This is a genomic window from Pseudomonas sp. MWU16-30323 (genome assembly GCF_020515595.1).
GTDB lineage: Bacteria > Pseudomonadota > Gammaproteobacteria > Pseudomonadales > Pseudomonadaceae > Aquipseudomonas > Aquipseudomonas yamanorum.
The window spans coordinates 280,848-303,542 of sequence record NZ_JAIWYM010000005.1; the positions used below are offsets into that span (position 1 = coordinate 280,848).

A 22,695-nucleotide genomic window follows, 5' to 3' on the forward strand; every position below is an offset into this window, starting at 1 on the left:
AGAAAAGTCGCCAGCTCTGGAGTGAGCTACCCTCCTACTTTAATCACTATTAAATACAACTCAACTAAATGGATATTTAGTTGAGTTAAATCAATAAGTTACATGCATATTACGTATCCAGGGATCGTGTCGCGACACCCTGCCCCTCATGGCTATGTACTGAGTCTGTAAGCACCAGCTTGTATGCACCCAGGGCGATCACTAAGCTGGCCGCTCTTTTTTACCGCTGCCCGGAATCACCATGTCTCGAAGTATCGCCCACCTCGCCCTGCTGCTGGGGTTGATCACTGCCGTCGGCCCGTTTGCCATCGACATCTACCTGCCGGCCCTGCCAACCCTGGGTGCCAGCCTGCATGCCTCTCCCGCTGCGGTGCAGATGAGCCTGACGGTGTTCTTCATGATCATCGGTGTGTGCCAGCTGTTCTACGGTCCGATCAGCGATGTGTTCGGGCGCAAGCCGCCGATCTATGCGGGCCTGGTGATTTTTATCGTGGGCAGCATTGGTTGCGCCCTCGCCCCCTCCATCGAGGTGCTGATCGGCTTCCGGGCCTTGCAGGCCTTTGGCGCTTGTGCCGGGATGGTGATTCCCCGGGCGATTGTCCGTGACTTGTACACCGGCCATGAAGCTGCACGCTTGATGGCATTGTTGATGCTGGTAGTGAGTATTTCACCGATCCTCGCGCCATTGGCAGGCAGCCTGATCATTGCGGTATGGAGCTGGCGCGAAGTGTTTCTGGTGCTGGGTGTGGCCGCAGTGCTGTGCCTGATCATGACCGCCGTGCAGTTGCCGGAAACCCACCCCGCCGAACGCCGCCTGGGCAAGACCCTGGGCAACGCGTTTGGCAGCTACGGCGCCTTGCTGCGTGATCCGGTGTTTATCGGGTTGTCGGTGGTGGGCGGTTTTGGCCTGGCGACGTTCTTTGTGTTCATCGGCAGCGCGCCGTTCGTGTACATCGAGTACTACGGGCTCACGCCAACGCAATTCAGCCTGTGCTTTGCCCTCAACGCCGCATCGTTTTTCGCCCTCAGCCAGTTGACTGCGCGCCTGAGTGCACGCTTCGGATTGGCCCCTTTGATTCGCTGGTCCGTAGCGGGCGTCGCAACGGTCATGACCTTGCTCGCACTTACCACACTGTGGGCCAACAGCCTGCCGTTGATGATGGCGCTGCTGTTTATCGGCTTTGGTTTCCTCGGCCTCTTATTGCCTGCGGCCGGGGTGTTGTCCCTGGAAGACCACGGCGCGGTAGCGGGCTCTGCATCGGCGCTGTTGGGCGCGATCCAGATGATCACCGCTGCCGTGGCCATGTCCCTGGCCGGCCTGTTCGCCGACCACACACCGGCGCCGATGTTGATCGGCATCGCTCTCAGCGCTGTGGCGGCAATGCTCACCGTGTGGTGGACGCTGCGCCGCCTGCCGGCGCATTTGCAGCCTCAGCAATGAACATGAGCGCCTGTGTATATCGATTTGGCTGATGTCTTCTATTGGCCCGCAGGCGTTCATGCCCGCTGCAAGCGCTTTGTAGAATGAGCCTCACAGTCAAGCCACCACCTTCGTGGTGTCGGAGGTTCTCATGCGTTATCTGCTTATCGCCGTGCTGGGCCTGTTCAGCACACTGGCCGTCGCTCAAGGCGAAACCCCGGCGCCCGCGGTGAGTGCCAACGCACCCGCCAGCGAGGCGTACGATTATTCCCAGGACCTGGATATCGCCAAGGTGGTGCGTGTCAGTACCCAAACCTCCACCGAGTGCGGTCCGGTGAAAGGCCACATGGTCTACATCGACAGCCACGGCGTGCGCCATGAGCTGGACTACATGCGCCTGGGCGATGCCTGCCAGCACGGTTGATCACAAACCATTCGTCGGGCTCGGCCAGCATCGATTACAACTATCGCGCCGCTGAAAATCACTAATCCATAGAACCCGTTGTGATCTATGGAGATTGAGATGACTGACTACCCACGCCCACCTTTCGCCAGCCAGGCCCAATCCGTTCCCGGTTCGCAGAAGAAGATGGACCCCTACCCCGACTGCGGCGAGAAGAGCTACACCGGCTCCGGCCGCCTGGCCAACAAGATCGCCCTGATCACCGGCGCCGACAGCGGCATCGGCCGCGCCGTGGCGATTGCCTTTGCTCGGGAAGGCGCCGACGTGGCCATCGCCTATCTGGATGAACACGAGGACGCGAAGGAAACCGCACGCTGGGTCGAAGAAGCCGGTCGCCAGTGCCTGCTGTTGCCCGGGGATCTTGCGCAAAAGGCCAACTGCCAGGCCATTGTCGACCAGACCGTCGAGCAGTTCGGGCGTATCGATGTGCTGGTCAATAACGCAGCGTTTCAGATGACCCACGAGACCCTGGAAGAGATTCCCGACGAGGAATGGGTCAAGACCTTCGATATCAACATCACGGCGATGTTTCGCATCTGCAAGGCAGCGCTGCCACACATGAAGGCCGGCGGGTCGATCATCAATACCAGTTCAGTGAACTCCGATATGCCCAAGCCGACGTTGCTGGCGTATGCGGCCACCAAGGGCGCGATTGCCAACTTTACCGGCGGCCTGGCGCAACTGCTGGGGAGCAAGGGCATTCGAGTGAACAGTGTGGCACCGGGGCCGATCTGGACGCCGCTGATTGTCTCGACCATGCCCGATGAGGACGTGAACAGCTTTGGCAGCGAGACGCCACTGGGCCGCCCGGGGCAGCCGGTGGAAGTGGCGCCGATCTATGTGCTGCTGGCGTCGGATGAGGCGAGTTACATCTCCGGATCGCGCTATGCCGTGACCGGTGGTAAGCCAATTCTCTAAGGCAGGACGCCAATCCAGTGTGGGAGCGGGCTTGCTCGCGAAAGCGGCGTGTCAGGCAATACATGTGTGACTGATCCACCGCCTTCGCGAGCAAGCCCGCTCCCACATTGGGTACTCGGTTAACCTGGAGATCGTGTCGGATCAGCTTTGCGCGGGTACGTACGCTCCTCCTGAATCCGCCCATCCATGCTGTGAATCCTCAGCGACGCCGCCTTGTCGCTGAGAAACTCCTTCGCCAACTCAACGATCGCCTCTTTGGTCTCCGCCGTTTTCGACGGCCGCGCCGAGCCCTGCTTGGTCAGTGCCCAACCGGTGCCGGTCTTGTTGATGTTGTAGGTATCCATGGTCTGCTCCCTTGACTGAATGAACACGGCACGCGGCAAAACCCGCGCCCTCCTTATTGCGAGCGCGGGTGCCGGGCAGAGTTCAAGGCAGTTGGCGGATCAGGTTACAGGCGGGCCTACCGATCAAACCGATCAGGATCAATAACCGCTCGCGGCTGTCATCACGCCGCCCACAATCGCAATCCCCGAACTGCTGCCCAAACGTGTTGCCCCGGCATTGATCATCTTGATCGCCGTCTCGTAATCGCGCACGCCACCGGAGGCCTTGACCCCAACCCCGGCACCCACGGTTTTGCGCATCAGTGCCACGTCTTCGACCGTCGCGCCGCTTCGGCTGAACCCCGTGGACGTCTTGACGAATGCCACGCCCAGGTCCCGGCAGATTTCGCACGCCTGGACTTTCTGTTCGTCGTTGAGCAGGCAGGTTTCCAGGATCACTTTCAACGGCACGACGCCACAGGCCTTGTGGACCTGGGCAATGTCATCGCGCACCGCGTCCAGCAGGCCTTCCTTCAACCAACCGATATTGAGCACCATATCGATCTCCCCTGCCCCGGCGGCAATGGCCCGTTGGGCTTCAAATGCCTTGGTGTCGCTCAGGCCGGCACCCAGCGGGAAGCCCACCACCGCACAAATCACCACGCTCTCGTCGGTCAGGCACGACGCGGCGTAAGAGACCTGGCCTGAATTGACGCACACCGAATAAAAGCCATGTTCCCGGGCTTCCTCGCACAAGGTGCGGATCTGCTCACGGGAGGCATCGGGCGCCAGCAAGGTGTGATCGATGTACTTCGCCAATGCTGCAGGTTGAAGAGTGTTCATTTAACGAGTCCTTGCCTGTATGTTGCCAATGATCGTGTGCCGCTTGTCACAGCGCCCACATAACAATGTTACTATAGTCACACTTAATGTTGCTTATTTAACAGAAACAATCAAGCACTGGAATACTCGTGGACAGTAAAAAAGCCGAGCGACTCAAGCTTATCCAACAAGCCTTGCAGGACCAGAACGCCATTCACCTGAGAGAAATGGCCGCGCTGCTGGACGTTTCCGAGATGACCCTGCGCCGCGATCTCAACCACTTCACCGATCACGTGCGCCTGCTGGGCGGCTATATCACCCGGGTCGGCAGTGAAGCCAGCGAGTACCGGGTAGCCGACCAGGACACCCGCCACGTCGAGGAAAAGCGCCGCATCGGCAAACTCGCCGCCCGGTTGATACAACCCGGTGACACGGTATTTTTCGACTGCGGCACCACCTCGCCCTTTGTCATTGATTTCATCCCGGATGAGCTGGAGTTCACCGCGGTGTGCAGCTCGTTGAACGTGCTGCTCAGGCTGCAGAACAAGCCCAACTGCCACATCGTGTTATGCGGCGGCACCTTTCACCGCAAGAACCAGGTGTTCGAAAGCAGTGCCGAAAGCAGCATTCTCGACAGCGTGCGCCTGACGTGGGCCTTTGTGACTGCCGCGGGCGTCAGCCAGGAATTCGGTGTGACCTGCTTCAACTTCAATGAAGTCGAGGTCAAGCAAAAGGTCCTGCGCCAGGCCCAGCAACGGGTGCTGCTCGCCGACTTCAGCAAGTTCGACACGGTGCGCACCGCACACTTCGCCACCCTGGGGGACTTTCAGTACGTGGTCAGCGACAAGAAAATCCCCCGCGCCTACAAGGACGCCATTCAGGCCAGCGGCGCGCAATTGCTGGTTTAACCCAGCAACCTCTGCCGCTCCTGCGCGTTCAAGTAGCCGGTGGTCACGCTGAACGAGGCGCTGGCCCCGGCTGCCAGCTGACGCACGTGCCCTTTGGCTTTCTCGGCGTTATAGCCTTCGGGCTCGCAGGTTGACGGGAGCACGAACGCCGCCACTTGCTGATCCGGCGTGTGCAGAATCCAGCGTGCAGCGTGTTCGAACTGTTCGGGACGGTAACGGGTGTAGAACGCCGCGCCGTCGCGATGCTCCAGCAGACAGTGCGCGTGGCCCGTGGCGTCGGTACCCACGCCGTCGAAGAAAAACACAATCTCAGGGTCGTACAGCGCCGGCTGATCGAGGCAGGTCAACTGGGCTGGATGTTCGGCCAACTGCGCCATGTAGGCATTCCAGTCAGGCGTCGGCTTGACGTGGTCCGGCACGCTGGTACGCAGGCGCAGGCGTTGCATGCCCAGCGGTTCAACGAACCGGCCGCCGGCCACATAGGCGTAGTTCATGTGGGCCATGTACATCAGGTCCATGGGCTTGCCGGCCAGGTTGGTCACGTCCATGTCGATGTCGAACACGGCCGAATCGGCGCGCAGTGTCACGCTCGGGCACGCCCGGTAGCGATCGCCGAACCCCTTGGCATATTGATACGAGCCGCCCAGGCGCACAAAGCCCTCGCCTATTTCCAGCCACGCCGTGTCCATGGGCGCGCAGGGCATTTCACCGTGCAAGGCATGGGTATCATCCGGCGCCGGGCAACCATTACGCAGCAGGCCACTGTGAAACATGAAACAGCCATAGGTATCGATGATCGTCGGGCTGGGACGGGGCTGTTCGAACAGGTTGCTCATGGTCAGGTCGCAGCCGTCGAACACGGCCGACCAGATCATCTGCCCCTGATAAGGCAGGACCACCAGTCGCCCACGGCTGTTCTCCAGGCTCACGGCCAGCACGCCGGACGGATAGGTCCAGGCGCTGACCTTGAAATCCCCGGACTGCAACAGGATCTTTTCCTGCTCGGTAAATACCGCGCGATACAGCGGGATATGCGTGTTCATGAGGCCACCGCCGCTGCCGCGCCCAATGGGGCTGTGTCTGACTGGCGCAGGCATTTGACCGCATAGATCACGATCACGATGAAGCACAGCAACGGCACGCTGTAGGCCAACTGCATGTTGCCCCCGCTGGCGTCGGATAACAGGCCCTGGAAGATCGGAATCACCCCGCCGCCGACAATGCTCATCACCAGCAAGGAACCGCCGACGCCGGTGTCTTCACCCAGGCCATCGATGGTCAAGCCGTAGATGGTCGGCCAGCAAGGGCCGAGGAAAATGCTCACGCCCACCGCTGCGTACACCGCCGAGATGTTCGGCACCAGGATGGTGTAGGCCAGCAGCACGATGCACAGCACGCCGTACATCGCCAGGACCCTGGCCGGGTGCAGTCGGCGCATCAGCAAGTTGGCGATCATCTTGCCGACAAAGTAGGCGGCAAAGGTGGTGAGCAGAAACCATGAAGCACTGCGTTCATTCATGCCGCCCATTTGCATGGCCAGGCGAATGGTGAAGCTCCACACCCCCACCTGCGCGCCCACATACAGAAACTGCGCGAGTACGCCAAAGGTAAAGCGTGGGTTACGCCACAGCCGGCCCAGGCTTTGACGCAGGCTCCCGGGCTTGCTGTCGGCCGGCTTATTGCCCTTGCAGGCCGGGAACCGGGTAACGGCGATCAGGATAAACATCAGCACCAGTACCGCGATCATCCACTGGTAGGGCAACAAGGTGGACTGAATCATCTGCAACTGCTGCACCGCCGCCTCGGAGACGCTCATCTGCTGCAGTTGTTGAGTGGTGGCGTCGGTGTCCTTGAACATCACGAAGCTGCCCACGTACACCCCGGCCATGGCGCCGAACGGGTGAAAGGTCTGGGAGATGTTCAAGCGCCGGGTCCCGGTTTCCCGTGGGCCCATCAGCGTCGAGTAGGTGTTGCACGCCGTCTCCAGGAACGACAGGCCGGCGGCAATCACAAACAGCGCCAGCAAAAACATCCCGTACTTGGCCGTGGACGCCGCCGGGAAAAACAGCAGGCAGCCGAACATGTACAGCAGCAGGCCGATCAGGATCGTGGTCTTGTAGCTGAACCGACGAACCACCATTGCGGCCGGAATCGCAACAAAGAAGTAACCCAGGTAAAACGCCGACTGCACAAAGGCAGTCTGGAAATCACTGAGCAAAAACGCCTTCTTGAAGTGGGCGATCAGCACGTCATTCATGCTCGCCGCAGCCGCCCACAAGGCAAAGATGCTGCACAGCAGGATAAAGGCGAACCAGGGCGTGCGGTTCAGGTAGAAACCATCGGGTGTCTGTTGCAGCGCAGGTTTGTCCATTATTGTTCTCCGGGCTGGGTAGAGGGTGTTAGCGCTGTTGCTGGAAGCGGGCGAATGCTTCGCTGTCGGGGTAAGAGGTCTGGGTACCCAGCGCCATCACTGAGCACGCCGAATACGCCACCGCCTGCTCCATGGCATGCCGGATATGGCCGTCGCGGCTCCAGTGCTGAACGAAGCAACCGATAAAGGCGTCACCGGCGCCAGTGGTATCACGGGCGTCGACCCGCTGCCCCGGCACCTCGAATTCCCCCTCCTCGCCCACGTACAACGCACCGTGTTCGCCGAGGGTGACGATCACATGGCGAATGCCGCTGGCGACGAGGGTGCGTGCGGCAGTGCGGGCAGAGTCCGGCGAGTCCACGACCTGGCCCGTAATCAACGCCAGTTCGGATTCGTTGGGGATCAGGAAGTCCAACTGCGCCAAGTGCTCAGCGCTCAACCCGGCCAACGCCGGCGCCGGGTTGAGCAGCACGGCGATGCCATGCCGCTGAGCGAATTCGATGGCGTAGTAGACCGTCGGCAGATTGATCTCCAGTTGCAGCACGATCAGTGTGCACTCACGCAGGTCGGCCGCCGCCGCATCGATATCTGCCGGCAGCAAATGCGCATTGGCGCCCTTGACGATCAAAATGCTGTTGTGGGAGTCGGCCCGGACGAAAATCGGCGCCACGCCGCTGGACACGCCGGGTACCCGCTGTACGTAACGGGTGTCGATACCAAAACGCTGGAAGTTGGCCAGTGTGTTATCGGCAAACATGTCGTCGCCGACTTTGCTCAGCATCAACACATCCGCCCCAAGCTTGGCTGCCGCCACCGCCTGGTTGGCCCCTTTGCCGCCGCAACCCAGGGCAAAGCCCGGTGCTTCCAGGGTTTCGCCCTGGACCGGCATGCGGTCGATATAGGTAATCAAATCCACCATATTGCTGCCGATGACTGCGATCTTGCCCATTGCTATTCCACCTTGTTACGGCACGACCAGGCAGGTCGTGGCGCTCTTGTTTTGTTATTTAAATAACATTAGGTGTGAATATTCAATCTTTTTTTGCAGGGGCACTACAAATCAAATCGATCCACCGCCCGCCGGCGTTCGTTGTCGTCACGCACGTCATAGTTGGCGGTGGTCTGGATATTGGTGTGGTGCGCCAGCTTCTGGGCGATAGACAGGTCGTACTCTTCGATCACCCGGGTGATGAACGAACGGCGGAAATCATGGGGCATGATCTTCACGCCGACTTGTTCGCCACGCTGGCGGGCGATGTAGTAAATCGCGTGCTTGGTAATGCGCTCGCGGGTGATGTGGCTGCCCCGGCGAATGCGGTTGAACAGGAACCTGTCGTCCTGCTCACCGGGCTTCAACTGGCTGCGACGGAACGCCAGCCACGCCTCCAGCTTGGCGAAGGCCCAGGCCGGCGCGTACTTGATCAGTTGTTTGTTGCCCTTGCCGGTGACCTGCAGGCTGCGCTCGCCAAAATTGACTTGGCCCAACTCGATATTCACCGACTCTGACTTGCGCATGCCCGAGCCATACAGGATCCCGATCACCGCTGCATCCCGCAGGCCCTGGGGACGCGGGTCGGCGGCGCAGACCTCCATCAACTCACGAATCAGCGTACGCCGCAGGTTGCGGCCCTGGCTCAGCCGCGTGCCGGCCACGGCCTTGACCGAACGCATCTTCAACAGATGATCCTGGCTGATCAGGCTCATGCGCCAGGCCTCGTTCATCACCCCGCGCACGGCGTTGACGTACAGCGAGGAGGTGTTCGGCGCATAACCGTCTTCCCGCAACGCCGCCACCAGGGCCATGACGTGTTCAGGCTGCAGCAGGTGCCAGTCGATGTCTTCGAGGTTGGTGTCTTCAAAGCCCAGGCGGTCGGCGGCGTCTTGCAGCACGTAGCGCATGGTCAGCTGGCTGGAGGGTGCCAGGCGGGTGAGGTAGAGGGTCAGCGGGTTGCGGGTAGACTCAGTCAAGGTAGATCAGCCTTTGGATTAAATATGTCGACTAACCATTTGTTTAATCGACATATTTAGTGAATTGGCGAGCGCCGAGTCTAGCGCAGGTCAATCCATGGGGCTATTCCTGATCGTCTTCCGCCGGGGCGGGTGTCTGCTGCTGGCTCCAGTCGGTGTCTTGCTTCTGCATCAAGGCAAACCAGTGCTGGCGCATGAACTCCAGGTACGGTTTGGGCGCCTTGGCAAAGTCCTCCTCGTCACCATAACAGCCCGGAAGCGGCAGCTCGGTACCCTGCTCCTTGTACTGGCTGACCAGCGCTTGCTGGGCGGCGATGCTGCAATCCTTGGGCAACGGCATGCCTTGCAGGGCGCCGGCGTCTTCATCCCACCAGCTGGCACCATAGCGGTCGATGCCACGCAGGCGGTACTTCTGCGACTTGCCGATGTGCATGATCAGCTTGAAATCATTGGGGCTGACATCGCTGGTGCAGGTGCGGCTATACCCCACCGTGACCTGGCTGATGCCGTCAGCCAGCAGGTCGGTGACCTTGGTGGCGTCGGTGTTGAAGTGTGCGCCGGCGTCGAACTCGCAATGCTGCACGTCGTCGTAGAGCATCCACAGGCGCTTGGGCCGGTCACCATCAAGCAGGTACTGGGCCGCGTAGACAAAGGCCGACTGCGCGCCGTCGTCATCGCGTTCGCTGACTTGCTCTGCGAGCACCAACAGGTTCTTGCCCTGTTTATCGCTCCAGGTGAAAGCTCCGACCTGTTTACCCCGCACTTCTACGCCATCGGGCACCGGGTCGATGGTCGTCAGTGCCACACCGTCATCGGCCCGCACGCTCGTGGCCCAGGCCACCGTCATCAACAACACCATCAACATTGGCCGTAAACGCTGCACGCTATTCATCCGACTGCCCTGGCAAGAGATGGCTTACTTTACCGGCACTTGCACGGCATTGCAGAGAAGATTCTTCAGGAATGAACCCGCGCGCAGGAAAAGGCTACTCTCCAGTCTGCAGGGGCCAACGACGGCGTTGTCCGTGGTTCTGTTGTTTACCTGAACACTTGCTGTCTACCTGCCAAAAAAACGACTTTTTCATCTGCGTTTCATATTCGTTGAACATTTTTGCGCTTAATCTTGGCGGCACGACTTGAGAGCGAACCGTAATTTGCAGGTTAACTCGTTGATTCCGCTTTACCTTTGAGCGTTTTGGTCTTTACTCACACAACCCATGAAAGACCCACTGTGACCTGTCAGGACTGTCGAATGAATGCCACAAACCAACGCTATCTTTGATCGGATGCCCGCCGTGCGAGGCTGATGATAATGGCTGTGTTTACGCTCCAAGTTGCTCTAAACCCCCGAGGTAATGAATCTTTGAAACCCTATCCAATTCATTGCGTGTCGATCGTTATCCCGGTCTACAACGAACAAGAAAGCCTGCCTGAGCTGCTGCGCCGCACCATGGCCGCCTGCAAACAGCTGGCTTACGAATACGAAATCATCCTGGTGGATGACGGCAGCCGCGACAATTCTGCGCAATTGCTGGAAGACGCCGCCGCCCTCGAAGGCAGCAACGTGGTGGCGGTGATCCTCAACCGCAACTACGGCCAGCACGCCGCGATCATGGCCGGCTTCGAGCATTGCCGGGGCGACGTCGTGATCACCCTGGACGCCGACCTGCAAAACCCGCCGGAAGAAATCCCGCGTTTAGTCGAACAGGCCGCCCTGGGCTACGACGTGGTCGCCACCGTGCGCAACAATCGCCAGGACTCGGCTTTCCGCCGCTGGCCGTCGCGCCTGATCAACCTCGCCGTGCAGCGCTCCACCGGCGTGGCCATGAGCGACTACGGCTGCATGCTGCGCGCGTACCGCCGCACCATCGTCGACGCGATGCTGGCCTGCCGCGAACGCAGCACCTTTATCCCGATCCTGGCCAACAGCTTCGCGCGGCACACCACGGAAATCCTGGTGCATCACGCCGAGCGTGAACACGGCGAATCCAAATACAGCCCGATGCGCCTGATCAGCCTGATGTTCGACCTGCTGACCTGCATGACCACCACGCCATTGCGCCTGTTGAGCATCGTCGGCTTCAGCATGGCGGCGCTGGGCATGCTCTTCGCCTTTGCGCTGATCATCCTGCGCCTGGCCTTTGGCGCAGGCTGGGCCGGCGACGGTACTTTCGTCCTGTTCGCCGTACTGTTTGTCTTTACCGGCGGCCAGTTCATCGGCATGGGCCTATTGGGTGAATACCTGGGCCGCATGTACAGTGACGTCCGGGCCCGCCCACGGTTCTTTATTGAAAAAGTGCTGCGCAACCAACCGGCAGCACCGGCCGAGACCTTCACGGTCGATGGCCTGACCTCTTCCCACACTTCTACTTCTCCTTCCGATCAGGTTTCGTCATGAATTCAAAAGCTGTTGTCTTCGCTTACCACGATATTGGCTGTGCTGGTATCGAAGCCCTGCTCAAGGCGGGTTACGAAATTGCGGCCGTGTTCACCCATGCCGATGATCCCAAGGAAAACAATTTCTACGGTTCCGTCGCCCAACTGTGCGCCCGCAACGGTATCCCGGTGCACGCCCCGGAAGACGCCAACCACCCGCTGTGGATCGAGCGCATCGCCAAGCTGAACCCGGACTACATCTTCTCGTTCTACTACCGCAACCTGCTGAACGAAGCCCTGCTGGCCACCGCCAAGAAAGGCGCGTTCAACCTGCACGGCTCCCTGTTGCCACAATACCGTGGCCGCGCACCGGCCAACTGGGTACTGGTCAACGGCGAAACCGAAACCGGCGTGACCCTGCACCGCATGGTCAAGCGTGCCGATGCCGGCGCGATCCTGGCCCAGCAGAAAGTCGTGATCGACCGCACCGACACCGGCCTGACCCTGCACGCCAAACTGCGTGACGCGGCCACCAGCCTGCTGCGTGACGCCCTGCCGCAACTGGCTCAAGGCAAGCTGACCGAAACCGCCCAAGACGAAAGCAAAGCCACCTACTTCGGTCGTCGCACCGCAGCTGACGGCAAGCTGGACTGGAAAAAACCGGCTGAAGAGCTGTTCAACCTGGTTCGCGCCGTTACCCAACCGTACCCGGGCGCCTTCTGCGCCGTGGGCGAGCACAAGCTGATCGTCTGGAGCGCTGAAGTCGTCAAAGGCAACGAAGGCCTGGCACCAGGCCGCGTGATCAGCGTCAACCCGCTGCGCATCGCCTGCGGTGAAGACTCCCTGGTGGTCAAGTTCGGCCAGCGCAACGAAAACGGCCTGTACCTGGCCGGCCCGTCCCTGGCTGATGAACTGGGCCTGGTGGACGGTTCCGTCCTGCGCGGCGCCGAGTCCGGCCGCAAGCCACGCCGTACCCGCGTACTGATCCTGGGTGTGAACGGTTTCATCGGTAACCACCTGTCCGAGCGCCTGCTGCGTGACGACCGCTACGAAATCTACGGCCTGGACATCGGCTCCGACGCCATCGAGCGCCTGCGCAGCCACCCGAACTTCCACTACGTGGAAGGCGACATCAGCATTCACTCCGAGTGGATCGAGTACCACATCAAGAAGTGCGACGTGGTCCTGCCGCTGGTGGCCATCGCCACTCCGATCGAATACACCCGCAACCCGCTGCGCGTGTTTGAACTGGATTTCGAAGAGAACCTGAAACTGGTTCGCTACTGTGTGAAGTACAACAAGCGCGTGATCTTCCCGTCGACCTCCGAAGTGTATGGCATGTGCCAGGACCAGTACTTCGACGAAGACACCTCCAACCTGGTGGTGGGCCCGGTCAACAAGCAACGCTGGATCTACTCGGTCTCCAAGCAACTGCTGGACCGCGTGATCTGGGCCTACGGCGACAAAGGCCTGAAGTTCACCCTGTTCCGTCCATTCAACTGGATGGGCCCGCGCCTGGACCGCCTGGACTCGGCCCGTATCGGCAGTTCCCGCGCCATCACCCAGTTGATCCTGAACCTGGTGGAAGGCACGCCGATCCGTCTGTTCGACGGTGGCGAGCAGAAGCGTTGCTTCACTGACATCGCCGACGGCATCGAAGCCCTGGCCCGCATCATCGATAACGACAACGATAACTGCAACGGTCAGATCATCAACATCGGCAACCCGGAAAACGAAGCCAGCATCCGTCAGTTGGGCGAAGAACTGCTGCGTCAGTTCGAAGCTCACCCGCTGCGCAGCAACTTCCCTCCGTTTGCCGGTTTCCGCGACGTAGAGAGCAAGGCGTTCTACGGCACCGGTTACCAGGACGTGGCGCACCGCAAGCCAAGCATCGAAAACGCCAAGCGCCTGCTGAACTGGGAGCCAACCGTGGAGATGAGCGAAACCATCGGCAACACCCTGGATTTCTTCCTGCGTGAAGCCATGCTCGAAATCGCGGACAAGCGCTGATGCAGGCAGGTCTACGCATCGACGTCGACACCTACCGAGGCACCCGTGAAGGGGTGCCTCGGTTGTTGGAGTCGCTCGACGAAGCCGGGGTCAAGGCGACCTTCTTCTTCAGCGTCGGGCCGGACAACATGGGGCGCCACTTGTGGCGCCTGATCCGCCCGCAATTTCTGTGGAAGATGCTGCGCTCCAACGCTGCCGGTTTGTACGGCTGGGACATTTTGCTGGCCGGCACCGCCTGGCCCGGCAAACCCATCGGTCGCGACCTGGGGCACTTGATGCGCCAGGCCAAGGCTGCCGGGCATGAAGTGGGGCTGCACGCCTGGGACCACCATGGCTGGCAAGCCAACACCGGGCGCTGGAGCGATGCACAGCTGATCGAGCAGATTCGCCGTGGCGTCGACACCTTGAACGACATCCTCGGTGAACCCATCGACTGTTCAGCCGCTGCCGGCTGGCGTGCCGATGAGCGCGTGGTGCAAGCCAAGCAAGCGTTCAATTTCCGTTACAACAGCGATTGCCGTGGTACCAGCCTGTTCCGGCCAACCCTGGCGGATGGCAGTGCCGGCACGCCCCAAATTCCGGTGGACATACCGACCTTCGACGAAGTCGTAGGCCCGGTGGTGGCCGCCAAGGATTTCAACAGTTACATCCTCGACCGCTTCAAGCCGTCGAAGCTCAACGTCTATACGATCCACGCAGAAGTAGAAGGGATTCTGATGGCCAATGATTTTCGCCAGTTGCTCGCCCAGGCAGGGCAGCGCGGCATCGAGTTCAAACCGTTGGGCGACCTGTTGCCCGCCGACCTGACCACCCTGCCCCAGCAACAGCTGGTGCGCGGCGTGCTCAGCGGCCGTGAAGGCTGGCTCGGAGTGCAAAAGGCATGATCCGGCGCTGGGCCCTGCCCCTGCTCCTGCTGGCTTTCGGAGTGTTCTACCTGATTCCGTTGACCACCCATGGGCTGTGGATCCCCGATGAAACCCGCTATGCGCAGATCAGCCAGGAAATGCTGCTGACCGGCAAATGGGCCTCGCCGCACTTCATGGGGATTCGCTATTTCGAAAAACCGGCGGCCGGCTACTGGATGATCGCGCTGGGCCAGGCGATTTTCGGGCAGAACCTGTTCGGCGTGCGTTTCGCCTCGGCCTTGAGCACTGGCTTGAGCATCCTGCTGGTGTACTGCGTGGCCCGGCGTTTGTGGAACGACCCGCGCAAGAGCCTGGTCAGCGCCGTGCTGTACATGAGTTTCGTCAGCGTCGCGTTCCTGGCGGGCTACGCCAACCTCGATCCGCAGTTTACCTTCTGGGTCAACCTGACCGGAGCGGCCCTGTGGTTCTGCTTCGACAGCAGCACCCCCCGTGGCCGCTTGGGGTCGTGGGCCCTGCTCGGGTTCGCCTGCGGCATGGGCTTCATGACTAAGGGCTTCCTTGCCTGGCTGCTGCCCGTACTGATCGCCCTGCCCTACATGATCTGGCAAAAACGCTTTCGTGAACTGCTCACCTATGGCCTGGTGGCCGTGGCAGTGGCGATTGTCGTAAGCCTGCCTTGGGCACTGATGGTGCATGCCCAGGAGCCGGATTACTGGCACTTCTTCTTCTGGCACGAGCACATCCAGCGCTTTGCCGGCGAAGACGCCCAGCACTCCGAGCCCTTCTGGTACTACTTGCCGCTGATGGTCGCGTTCAGCCTGCCATGGGTGGCGTTGCTGCCCTCCACCGCCAAACAGGCCTGGCAGGAAAAGCGCAGCGCCAAAATCGCCTTCCTGCTGCTGTGGTTGCTGATGCCTTTGGCGTTCTTCAGCCTGGCCAAGGGCAAGCTGCCGTCCTACATCATGCCGTGCCTGCTGCCTCTCGCTTTGCTGATGGGGCACACCCTGGCCGACAAACTGGCCCAGGCCCGTGGCCGCGTACTGCGCATCAATGGCTGGCTGAACCTGGTCATTGGCGTGCTGGGGCTGCTGGCCCTGACCTGGTTCCAATTGAAGAAGCCGGTGTATGAGCACGGCCAGGAAACCTTAAGCCTGGTGCTGGTGTTCGTCTTCCTGTTCGGCTGGATCATTGCCAACCTGCTGCAAGCCGCACGCCCATTGCAGATGTGGGCCGCACCGGTAATGGGCAGTTGGTTGCTGGTGGCGCTGGTGCCGGCCGCGTTGCCGCACTCGGTGGTTTATAACAAGACCCCGGACCAGTTCATCATTGATCACCTCCAGGAGTTGCAGCCGACCACCGCCCTGCTGAGCAACGACCTCGGTGCCGCATCGGCCTTGTCGTGGCGCCTGCAGCGGCCTGAAGTGATGCTTTACAACACCGTTGGCGAAGTGAAATACGGCATCGCCTTCCCGGACACCGCTTACCGCAAGATCGATGCCGCCAGCGTCCAGCAATGGATGAGCGATGCGCGTAAACAAGGTTCGGTGGGCGTGGTGATGCGGGTCAAGGGTGACGACGAGCGCCAGGAAGTGGACCTGCTGCCCAAAGACGGCAAGCGCTACGAGCAGGGCAATATCGTGATCCTGATCTTCCCGCAGAGCGCGCCATGACCACGTTGCTGCTGTTGTTGGGCGCTTGCCTGTTGACCTGCATGGGCCAGGTGTCCCAGAAGTTTGCAGTTGAAAGCTGGCGTGACCAGCCGGATGGCTGGGCCTTGAAGCTGCGTTCGCCGTGGCTGTGGTCGGCGCTGGTGTGCCTGGGTCTGGGTTTGCTGGTGTGGCTGCTGGTGCTGCAACGCCTGGAAGTCGGCATCGCCTACCCGATGCTCAGTCTCAACTTTGTATTGGTCACCCTGGTGGCGCGCTTTGTGTTCCACGAACACATCGATGGCCGCCATTGGTTCGGTGTGCTGCTGGTGATTGCCGGTGTAGTGCTGCTGGGGCGCCAGGTATGAGTCGCGCTCGCGGTTTTGCCCTGGCCCTGGGCAGCGTTGCACTGGTGAGCGGTGCCCAGTTGGGCATGCGCTGGAGCATGACGCGCCTGCCGCTGCCCACTGAATGGCTGACAGCACTCAACACCGGCGCCATCGACCTCGGCGCACTGGGGGTGGTGATCCTGGCGATCATTGCCTATGCCCTGTCGATGCTCTGCTGGCTCGGCGCACTGAAAGATTTGCCGCTGGGGCGCGCCTACTCGCTGCTCAGCATCAGCTACGCGCTGGTGTACCTGCTGGCTGCCAGCCTGCCGGTCTTCAACGAACATTTTTCCGTTTCAAAAACTGCGGGCGTGGCCTTGGTCATTCTCGGAGTCCTGACTATCAACTCTCGTCGTGCTAGCACCACAAGTCCCAGGAATGCCCCATGAAAATCAGTGTATTTGGTAGCGGTTACGTCGGTCTGGTACAGGCCACCGTGTTGGCCGAAGTCGGCCACGATGTCATCTGCATGGACGTTGACGAGAAAAAGGTCAAGTTGCTGCAACAGGGCCACGTAAGCATCTTCGAGCCGGGCCTGGCGGCCATGGTCAAGGAAAACCTCGAAGGCGGTCGCCTGACGTTTACCTATGACGAGAAACTCGCCGTTGAACACGGTGAAGTGCTGTTTATCGCCGTGGGCACCCCTTCGGACGAAGACGGTTCGGCCGACCTGAAATACGTGCTGTCGGTAGGCGATGCCGTGGCCCGCCACCGGATCGACCCGGTGATCCTGGTGGAAAAATCCACCGTGCCCGTCGGCACCGGCGACACCTTGCGCGCGCACATGGAAAAAGCCCTGCACCTTGCCGGCCGTCATCTGGAATTCGATATCGTCTCCAACCCGGAATTCCTCAAGGAAGGCTCGGCCGTTGCCGACTGCCGCCGTCCGGACCGCATCGTCATCGGCTGCGAGCGTGAAGAAGTGCGCGAAGTGATGCGCGAGCTGTATGCACCGTTCAACCGCAACCACGACCGCATCATCTTCATGGACCTGCGCAGCGCCGAACTGACCAAGTACGCCGCCAACTGCATGCTGGCCACCAAGATCAGCTTTATCAACCAGATCGCCGAACTGGCCGAACACTTGGGCGCCGACATCGAAGCTGTGCGTCTGGGCATTGGTGCCGACTCGCGGATCGGCTACCACTTTATCTACCCGGGTTGCGGTTATGGCGGCTCGTGCTTCCCCAAGGACATGCGCGCCCTGATCCACAGCGCCAAGGCGGCCAACTGCTCCAGCGACCTGCTGGAAGCCGTGGAAGCCATCAACCAGCGCCAGAAGAGCAAGCTGTTCGAACGTGCCAATGCGTTCTTCAAGGGCGACCTCAAGGGCAAGACCTTCGCGTTGTGGGGCCTGGCGTTCAAGCCCAACACCGACGACATGCGCGATGCCCCAAGTCGAGTACTGATGGAAGCCTTGTGGGCCGCCGGCGCCAACGTGCGCGCGTTTGACCCGGAAGCCATGCAGGAAACCCAACGCATCTACGGCGATGACCCGCGCCTGATGCTGATGGGCACCCCGGAATCCACCTTGAGCGGCTCCGACGCCCTGATCATTTGCACCGAATGGCAGCAGTTCAAGGCACCGGACTTCGACTTGATCCAGCAGCGCCTCAAAACCCCGGTGATCTTCGACGGTCGCAACCTGTACGACGGCGAACGCCTGGCGCGCAAAGGCATCCAGTACTTCCCGATGGGCCGCGGCGACTCCTGCAACTTGCCGATCCCCCAGCAAAACTGGGTGCCTCAGGCCGAGGAAGCCTAAGACGTGGACAAAGCCCATCCGCCCCTGCTCAACCCGACGATCCGCCGACACTCTTGGGTGCTGGGGCTCCTGGCACTGGTCCTGTTTATCGCAGGCAACTGGAACCAGGCCATCATCGGTTTTGATTCGCGCTTCGTGCTGTTCGCCCAGGAGATGCTGCGCCATGGGCCGGGGTTCTTCCCGACAACGTACGGGCAACCTTATGCCGATTACCTGGCCACCTCGACGCTGATGACCTGGCTGCTGTCCCTGCCCCTGGGGCAGGTCACCAGCCTGACGGCCTGGCTGCCAACGGCCATTGCCTCGGCACTGATCGTGGTGCTGATCTACCGGCTGACCGCGCCCTACTCCCGGCGCTGGGCATTGCTGAGCATTGCGGTGCTGCTGCTCAGCAGTACCTTCATCAGCGAAACCCGCGCGGTGTCCCTCGACCAGATGCTGGCCGCCGTGGCCCTGGCGGTGTTTTACCTGGGTTATGCCCATGACCACTTCGGCGCCGGCAAACGCCTGCACTGGCTGTTCCTGCTGCTGATCCTGGGGTTCGCGATCCGTGGGCCCATCGGCCTGGTGATTCCCACCGGCATGCTGTGCAGCTATTACCTGATCAATCGTCAATGGCGGCAGTTGTTCAGTTTTGGCCTGTTGGCGCTGGCGTTGCTGGCGGCGTGTGTCGGCCTGTTGTTGTTGCTGGCCAAGCTCAGTGGCGGTGAGGCGTTCATGCAGGACGTGATCCGCATGCAGTTCCTCGGCCGCATGGACGGCACCGAAGGCTCCAGCAGCAAGCTGTATTACTTCGCCAGCTCCATGGGCAATTACGCGCCTGCCTATCCACTGGCCATACTGGCGCTGATTGCGATTGTTACCGGCGGCCGCGAAGACAAGGGCCCGGCGCTGAAATTGGTGCTGTATTGCCTGGCCGCCGGCTTGATCGTGATGATCGGCCTGTCGGTGCCCCAGGCGAAAAAAGCCCGCTATGTGCTACCGATGCTGCCCATGGCGGCGATCATTGCCGCGTATCCATTCCAGGTAGCGCGCGGAAAACTGTTCGCCGGGTTGCGCTGGCTGATGCTGGCGCTGTGGACGGTCATTCCGGGGCTGCTGATCGCAGGTTTGTTCGTGGCCCGTCATCGCTTCCCTGAGCAGATGGGTAGCCTCAATCCGGTGTTCGGGCTGCTGATCGCGCTACAGGCTCTGGCGCTGGGACTGCTGTTCAACCGGCGCCTGCGCTACCTGGGTCCGGCGTTCACTGCCGTACTTGCGGTGTGGCTCGCCTATATCGTGATGGTCGAGCCTCTGGAGCGCCGGCTGTATGACACGCGCACCTTTACCCTCCAGGCCCACACGCTCATCCAGCAACAACAAGCGCCGCTGGTGCTGCACGCGCTGGGCAAGGACGCGAAAGCCATCAAGTTCATGGTCAACCTCGATTGCGACCGGGTGCCGTTGTTTACCCAGTTGCCCGCCGAACTGGCGCCGATCCAGGCGCCTGCCTGGCTGATCATGAGCCAGGCGGACTACGAAGCACTGCGCGATCCGCGTATCCGCTCACTGGAGCCGGTGCTGACCGGCCAGTTCGACAAGAACCCCTACGTGCTGCTGCATTTGACCAAACCCGCGCAACCTTGATACTTGGCAATGGGATAAGCGGCACACACCGCTTATCCCGCGCCAGTACAGTCCGTAGTTATAAATCCAAGTGCATGTAAGAAACTTCTTTATCCATACACTTTCGAAACTTTCCGGATTGTAACTATCGAGAAAGATCCTACGCATCTATACGCACGCGCCGATGCAACGCCCCCTTCCCGCTCCAAGTCACCGACTGTAGACTCGCCTGCAAAGTGAGTTATTTATTTAATACCTTCTAATTACTTTTAGAGGCACCAAAGGTTCGGCGCAGGGCCTTCCTGTTGCTTTCACACAAAACTCAACGAACCTAGCAACAAGCCATCTACCGCCAAGTACCCGACTAAAGAAACAGCCGCAGTAACAATAAATACGTTTTAAACAGCACTTAGCCCTGCCGTTTATTTCATCTAGAGGAATGCTCTGTGTCCGACCATCGATTGCCCGCCCCTGCCGTTTCTGACACTGCTGTGCCGTTATCTCGCGACCAGGTGAATGTGGGTTATATCCCCCTACCAAAACTGGATCGGCTCATGGAACTGCGTGATGCACTGGTAGTACTCAAGGGGCCACTGGCCAACGACCCCTCGCTGCGGGAAAACGTGCAGAACCTGCTGATCAATGAGGAAACCAATGATCGGGTACTGGGCAAGATCGGCAGCCCGCTGCCGCCCCCAACCCGCCTGATACCTTTCGGTTGAGCCGCTTTACTGCAAAAATACTGCACTTGACCTGCATTAATATGCATTGGCGGCAACCTTGTCCGATTGGCACACTGCGCGGGTTCCTCCCCCAAATGCAGGAACTGTTTTGAAAGGCTTTTCCGGGAAACCAGACAAGCCTTTTTTTTGCCCGTTTTTTATGGATCGCCCGTCAATGCTCGCTCGCTGGTTACCCGCTGCCATCAATACCCGCCCCGCCGAATGGAGTCGTGCTGCCGTTGGCATGGCGTTAGGCACACTTGTCAGTGTCTGGGTGTGCGCCCAGGTGTTTGGTATGGAGGTCGCGTTGCACCTTATAGGCCCGCTGGGGGCCTCGGCAGTGCTGCTGTTTGCGGTGTCTTCCGGCGCGTTGGCCCAGCCCTGGTCGATCATTGGCAGCTACCTGTGTGCCGGGGTCGTTGCGCTGCTGGTGGCCCGGGTGTTGGGACGCACATTGGGCAGCGCATGCCTGGCCGCCGGGATGACCGTCATCCTGATCTGCTGGCTGCGCTGCCTGCACCCACCTGCGGGCGGGCTGGCGATGAGCCTGGTGCTGGCTGATCCCGCATCCATTGCCATGGGCTGGCACGAACTGGGCGCCGTCATGCTGGGCGCCGCTGCCTTGCTGGCCTGCGCACTGGCCTATAACAACGCAACCCGCACGCGCTATCCCAAGGGAGCCAGCGAACCCGCTGCACCGAAGTTCATGCCAATGGCCATCGAAAATCCCGGCATCAGCGCCGAAGACCTCAAGCAGGCCCTGGCCGAGCGCGAGCAGTTCCTGGACGTGACACCGCAGGAACTGGAAGAACTGATCCAGGCCAGCGAACGCTATGCCCGGCGACGGACGATCGGCGCGGTTTTCCAACGCTAGGGCCGGCATCCTCCCTAGGGCAAAAATGCAAAAACGACCTGCATGATTCCGACTTGTACTGGGCAAATTTGCACTGGTACGATCGCGAGATGGTTCGCCTACGAACATCTTGATAAAGAACAATAAAAGCAGGGAGTTAGAGATGACTGCTCAGGTTTCATCCGAAGCAAGCAGCGCCGGGGTCGTACACGATGAGGTCCTGGCGCACGTACGCAACCACATAGGCCACCTGACCCTCAATCGACCCGCCGGCCTTAACGCCATTACCCTGGACATGGTCCGCAGCCTCAGCCGGCACTTGCAGGCCTGGGCCAACGACCCCGAGGTGCATGCCGTGGTGTTGCGCGGTGCCGGTGAAAAAGCCTTCTGCGCCGGGGGCGACATTCGCTCGCTGTACGACAGCTTCAAGAACGGCGACACCCTCCACCAAGACTTCTTCGTCGAGGAATACGCCCTAGACCTCGCTATTCACCGCTACCGCAAGCCGGTCCTGGCGCTGATGGACGGCTTCGTCCTCGGCGGCGGCATGGGCCTGGTACAAGGCGCCGACCTGCGGGTGGTCACCGAGCGCAGCCGCCTGGCAATGCCTGAAGTGGCCATCGGTTATTTCCCGGATGTGGGCGGCAGCTATTTCCTGCCACGTATTCCCGGGGAACTGGGGGTTTACCTCGGGGTGACCGGCGTGCAGATTCGCGCCGCCGATGCCCTGTATTGCGGGCTGGCAGACTGGTACCTCGACAGCGCCAGGCTCGCCGACCTCGACCAGCGCCTGGACCGCCTGAAATGGCACGACTCACCGCTCAAGGACCTGCAAGGCCTGCTGGCCGGCCTGGCGGTGCAACAATTGCCCGACGCGCCACTGGCGGCGCTGCGCCCGGCCATCGACCACTTTTTTGCCTTGCCGGATGTGCCGAGCATCGTCGAGCAATTGCAGCAAGTCACCGTCGCCGACAGCCATGACTGGGCGCTGACCACCGCCAGCCTGATGCAGACCCGCTCGCCCCTGGCCATGGCCGTGACCCTGCAGATGCTGCGCCGCGGACGCCACCTGCCCCTGGAGCAGTGCTTTGCCCTCGAGTTGCACCTGGACCGCCAATGGTTCGCCCGTGGCGACTTGATCGAAGGCGTGCGCGCGCTGCTGATCGACAAGGACAAAACCCCTCGCTGGAACCCTCCTACCCTCCAGGCGTTGGAGGCTGATCATGTCGAAAGCTTCTTCCGCGACTTCGACAAGAACGGGAACTAAGTC

Annotated in this window: 22 protein-coding genes; 15 read left to right on the plus strand and 7 right to left on the minus strand. The window is 60.7% G+C overall.

Going from position 1 to position 22,695, the window contains the following annotated elements:
• Positions 1-241 precede the first annotated feature (241 nt).
• From LIY45_RS09170 to LIY45_RS09180, 3 genes are all read left to right on the plus strand, one after another.
• The gene (locus LIY45_RS09170; protein WP_226476071.1) at positions 242-1,441 is read left to right on the plus strand and encodes a multidrug effflux MFS transporter; all 1,200 of its coding nucleotides are present in this window, start codon (positions 242-244) and stop codon (positions 1,439-1,441) included.
• A 130-nt stretch (positions 1,442-1,571) separates the two neighbouring features.
• Positions 1,572-1,844 carry a DUF2790 domain-containing protein gene (locus LIY45_RS09175; RefSeq protein ID WP_226476072.1) on the plus strand — a complete coding sequence of 91 codons (273 nt, stop codon included), beginning with the start codon at positions 1,572-1,574 and terminating at the stop codon, positions 1,842-1,844.
• Positions 1,845-1,943: 99 nt separating this feature from the next.
• A complete protein-coding gene (locus LIY45_RS09180) occupies positions 1,944-2,801 on the plus strand; it encodes an SDR family oxidoreductase (protein WP_003217640.1) in 858 nt (285 codons plus the stop codon).
• Between the two features lie 119 nt (positions 2,802-2,920).
• On the opposite strand, the gene LIY45_RS09185 is transcribed toward LIY45_RS09180, so the two are convergent.
• Both LIY45_RS09185 and deoC read right to left on the minus strand, forming a co-directional pair.
• A complete protein-coding gene (locus LIY45_RS09185) occupies positions 2,921-3,145 on the minus strand; it encodes a DUF2188 domain-containing protein (protein ID WP_226476073.1) in 225 nt (74 codons plus the stop codon).
• 138 nt (positions 3,146-3,283) lie between these two features.
• Positions 3,284-3,967: a deoxyribose-phosphate aldolase gene (gene deoC, locus LIY45_RS09190; protein ID WP_226476074.1), complete on the minus strand. Its 684-nt coding sequence runs from the start codon at positions 3,965-3,967 to the stop codon at positions 3,284-3,286.
• Between the two features lie 128 nt (positions 3,968-4,095).
• Between deoC and deoR the strand changes: the two genes are divergently transcribed.
• The gene (gene deoR, locus LIY45_RS09195; protein ID WP_017480333.1) at positions 4,096-4,854 is read left to right on the plus strand and encodes a DNA-binding transcriptional repressor DeoR; all 759 of its coding nucleotides are present in this window, start codon (positions 4,096-4,098) and stop codon (positions 4,852-4,854) included.
• On the opposite strand, the gene LIY45_RS09200 is transcribed toward deoR, so the two are convergent.
• From LIY45_RS09200 to LIY45_RS09220, 5 genes are all read right to left on the minus strand, one after another.
• A complete protein-coding gene (locus tag LIY45_RS09200) occupies positions 4,851-5,897 on the minus strand; it encodes an aldose 1-epimerase family protein (RefSeq protein WP_226476075.1) in 1,047 nt (348 codons plus the stop codon). The two genes, deoR and LIY45_RS09200, sit on opposite strands and share 4 nt — an antisense overlap.
• A complete protein-coding gene (fucP, locus tag LIY45_RS09205) occupies positions 5,894-7,225 on the minus strand; it encodes an L-fucose:H+ symporter permease (protein ID WP_226476076.1) in 1,332 nt (443 codons plus the stop codon). The genes LIY45_RS09200 and fucP overlap by 4 nt, the downstream gene beginning before the upstream one ends.
• Positions 7,226-7,253: 28 nt before the next feature.
• Entirely contained in the window at positions 7,254-8,174 is a 921-nt protein-coding gene (gene rbsK, locus LIY45_RS09210; RefSeq protein WP_226476077.1) for a ribokinase, read from the minus strand.
• A 104-nt stretch (positions 8,175-8,278) separates the two neighbouring features.
• A complete protein-coding gene (locus LIY45_RS09215) occupies positions 8,279-9,193 on the minus strand; it encodes a tyrosine-type recombinase/integrase (RefSeq protein ID WP_226476078.1) in 915 nt (304 codons plus the stop codon).
• A 103-nt stretch (positions 9,194-9,296) separates the two neighbouring features.
• A complete protein-coding gene (locus LIY45_RS09220; protein WP_226476079.1) occupies positions 9,297-10,085 on the minus strand; it encodes a hypothetical protein in 789 nt (262 codons plus the stop codon).
• A 471-nt stretch (positions 10,086-10,556) separates the two neighbouring features.
• Here LIY45_RS09220 and arnC point away from each other — a divergent pair, with 471 nt between their 5' ends.
• From arnC to LIY45_RS09275, 11 genes are all read left to right on the plus strand, one after another.
• Positions 10,557-11,591 (plus strand): undecaprenyl-phosphate 4-deoxy-4-formamido-L-arabinose transferase, encoded by a 1,035-nt coding sequence (gene arnC / locus LIY45_RS09225; protein ID WP_032869197.1) that lies wholly within the window; start codon positions 10,557-10,559, stop codon positions 11,589-11,591.
• Complete coding sequence (gene arnA, locus LIY45_RS09230) at positions 11,588-13,579, plus strand: bifunctional UDP-4-amino-4-deoxy-L-arabinose formyltransferase/UDP-glucuronic acid oxidase ArnA (protein ID WP_226476080.1); 1,992 nt, start codon at positions 11,588-11,590, stop codon at positions 13,577-13,579. Before arnC ends, arnA begins: the two co-directional genes overlap by 4 nt.
• Positions 13,579-14,463: a 4-deoxy-4-formamido-L-arabinose-phosphoundecaprenol deformylase gene (arnD, locus tag LIY45_RS09235; protein ID WP_226476081.1), complete on the plus strand. Its 885-nt coding sequence runs from the start codon at positions 13,579-13,581 to the stop codon at positions 14,461-14,463. Before arnA ends, arnD begins: the two co-directional genes overlap by 1 nt.
• Positions 14,460-16,115: a lipid IV(A) 4-amino-4-deoxy-L-arabinosyltransferase gene (gene arnT, locus LIY45_RS09240; RefSeq protein ID WP_226476082.1), complete on the plus strand. Its 1,656-nt coding sequence runs from the start codon at positions 14,460-14,462 to the stop codon at positions 16,113-16,115. The genes arnD and arnT overlap by 4 nt, the downstream gene beginning before the upstream one ends.
• The gene (arnE, locus tag LIY45_RS09245; RefSeq protein WP_017480343.1) at positions 16,112-16,459 is read left to right on the plus strand and encodes a 4-amino-4-deoxy-L-arabinose-phosphoundecaprenol flippase subunit ArnE; all 348 of its coding nucleotides are present in this window, start codon (positions 16,112-16,114) and stop codon (positions 16,457-16,459) included. The genes arnT and arnE overlap by 4 nt, the downstream gene beginning before the upstream one ends.
• The gene (arnF, locus tag LIY45_RS09250) at positions 16,456-16,869 is read left to right on the plus strand and encodes a 4-amino-4-deoxy-L-arabinose-phosphoundecaprenol flippase subunit ArnF (RefSeq protein WP_063030106.1); all 414 of its coding nucleotides are present in this window, start codon (positions 16,456-16,458) and stop codon (positions 16,867-16,869) included. The genes arnE and arnF overlap by 4 nt, the downstream gene beginning before the upstream one ends.
• Positions 16,866-18,245: a UDP-glucose/GDP-mannose dehydrogenase family protein gene (locus LIY45_RS09255; protein ID WP_017480345.1), complete on the plus strand. Its 1,380-nt coding sequence runs from the start codon at positions 16,866-16,868 to the stop codon at positions 18,243-18,245. Before arnF ends, LIY45_RS09255 begins: the two co-directional genes overlap by 4 nt.
• Before the next feature lie 3 nt (positions 18,246-18,248).
• Positions 18,249-19,871, plus strand: coding sequence for a glycosyltransferase family 39 protein (locus LIY45_RS09260; protein ID WP_226476083.1), 1,623 nt, complete (start codon positions 18,249-18,251; stop codon positions 19,869-19,871).
• Positions 19,872-20,392: 521 nt separating this feature from the next.
• Complete coding sequence (locus LIY45_RS09265) at positions 20,393-20,572, plus strand: type VI secretion system contractile sheath small subunit (protein WP_260525278.1); 180 nt, start codon at positions 20,393-20,395, stop codon at positions 20,570-20,572.
• A gap of 175 nt (positions 20,573-20,747) precedes the next feature.
• Complete coding sequence (locus tag LIY45_RS09270; RefSeq protein ID WP_226476084.1) at positions 20,748-21,446, plus strand: HPP family protein; 699 nt, start codon at positions 20,748-20,750, stop codon at positions 21,444-21,446.
• A 142-nt stretch (positions 21,447-21,588) separates the two neighbouring features.
• Positions 21,589-22,692, plus strand: a complete 1,104-nt coding sequence (locus tag LIY45_RS09275) for an enoyl-CoA hydratase/isomerase family protein (protein ID WP_226476085.1) — start codon at positions 21,589-21,591, stop codon at positions 22,690-22,692.
• Positions 22,693-22,695 lie beyond the last annotated feature (3 nt).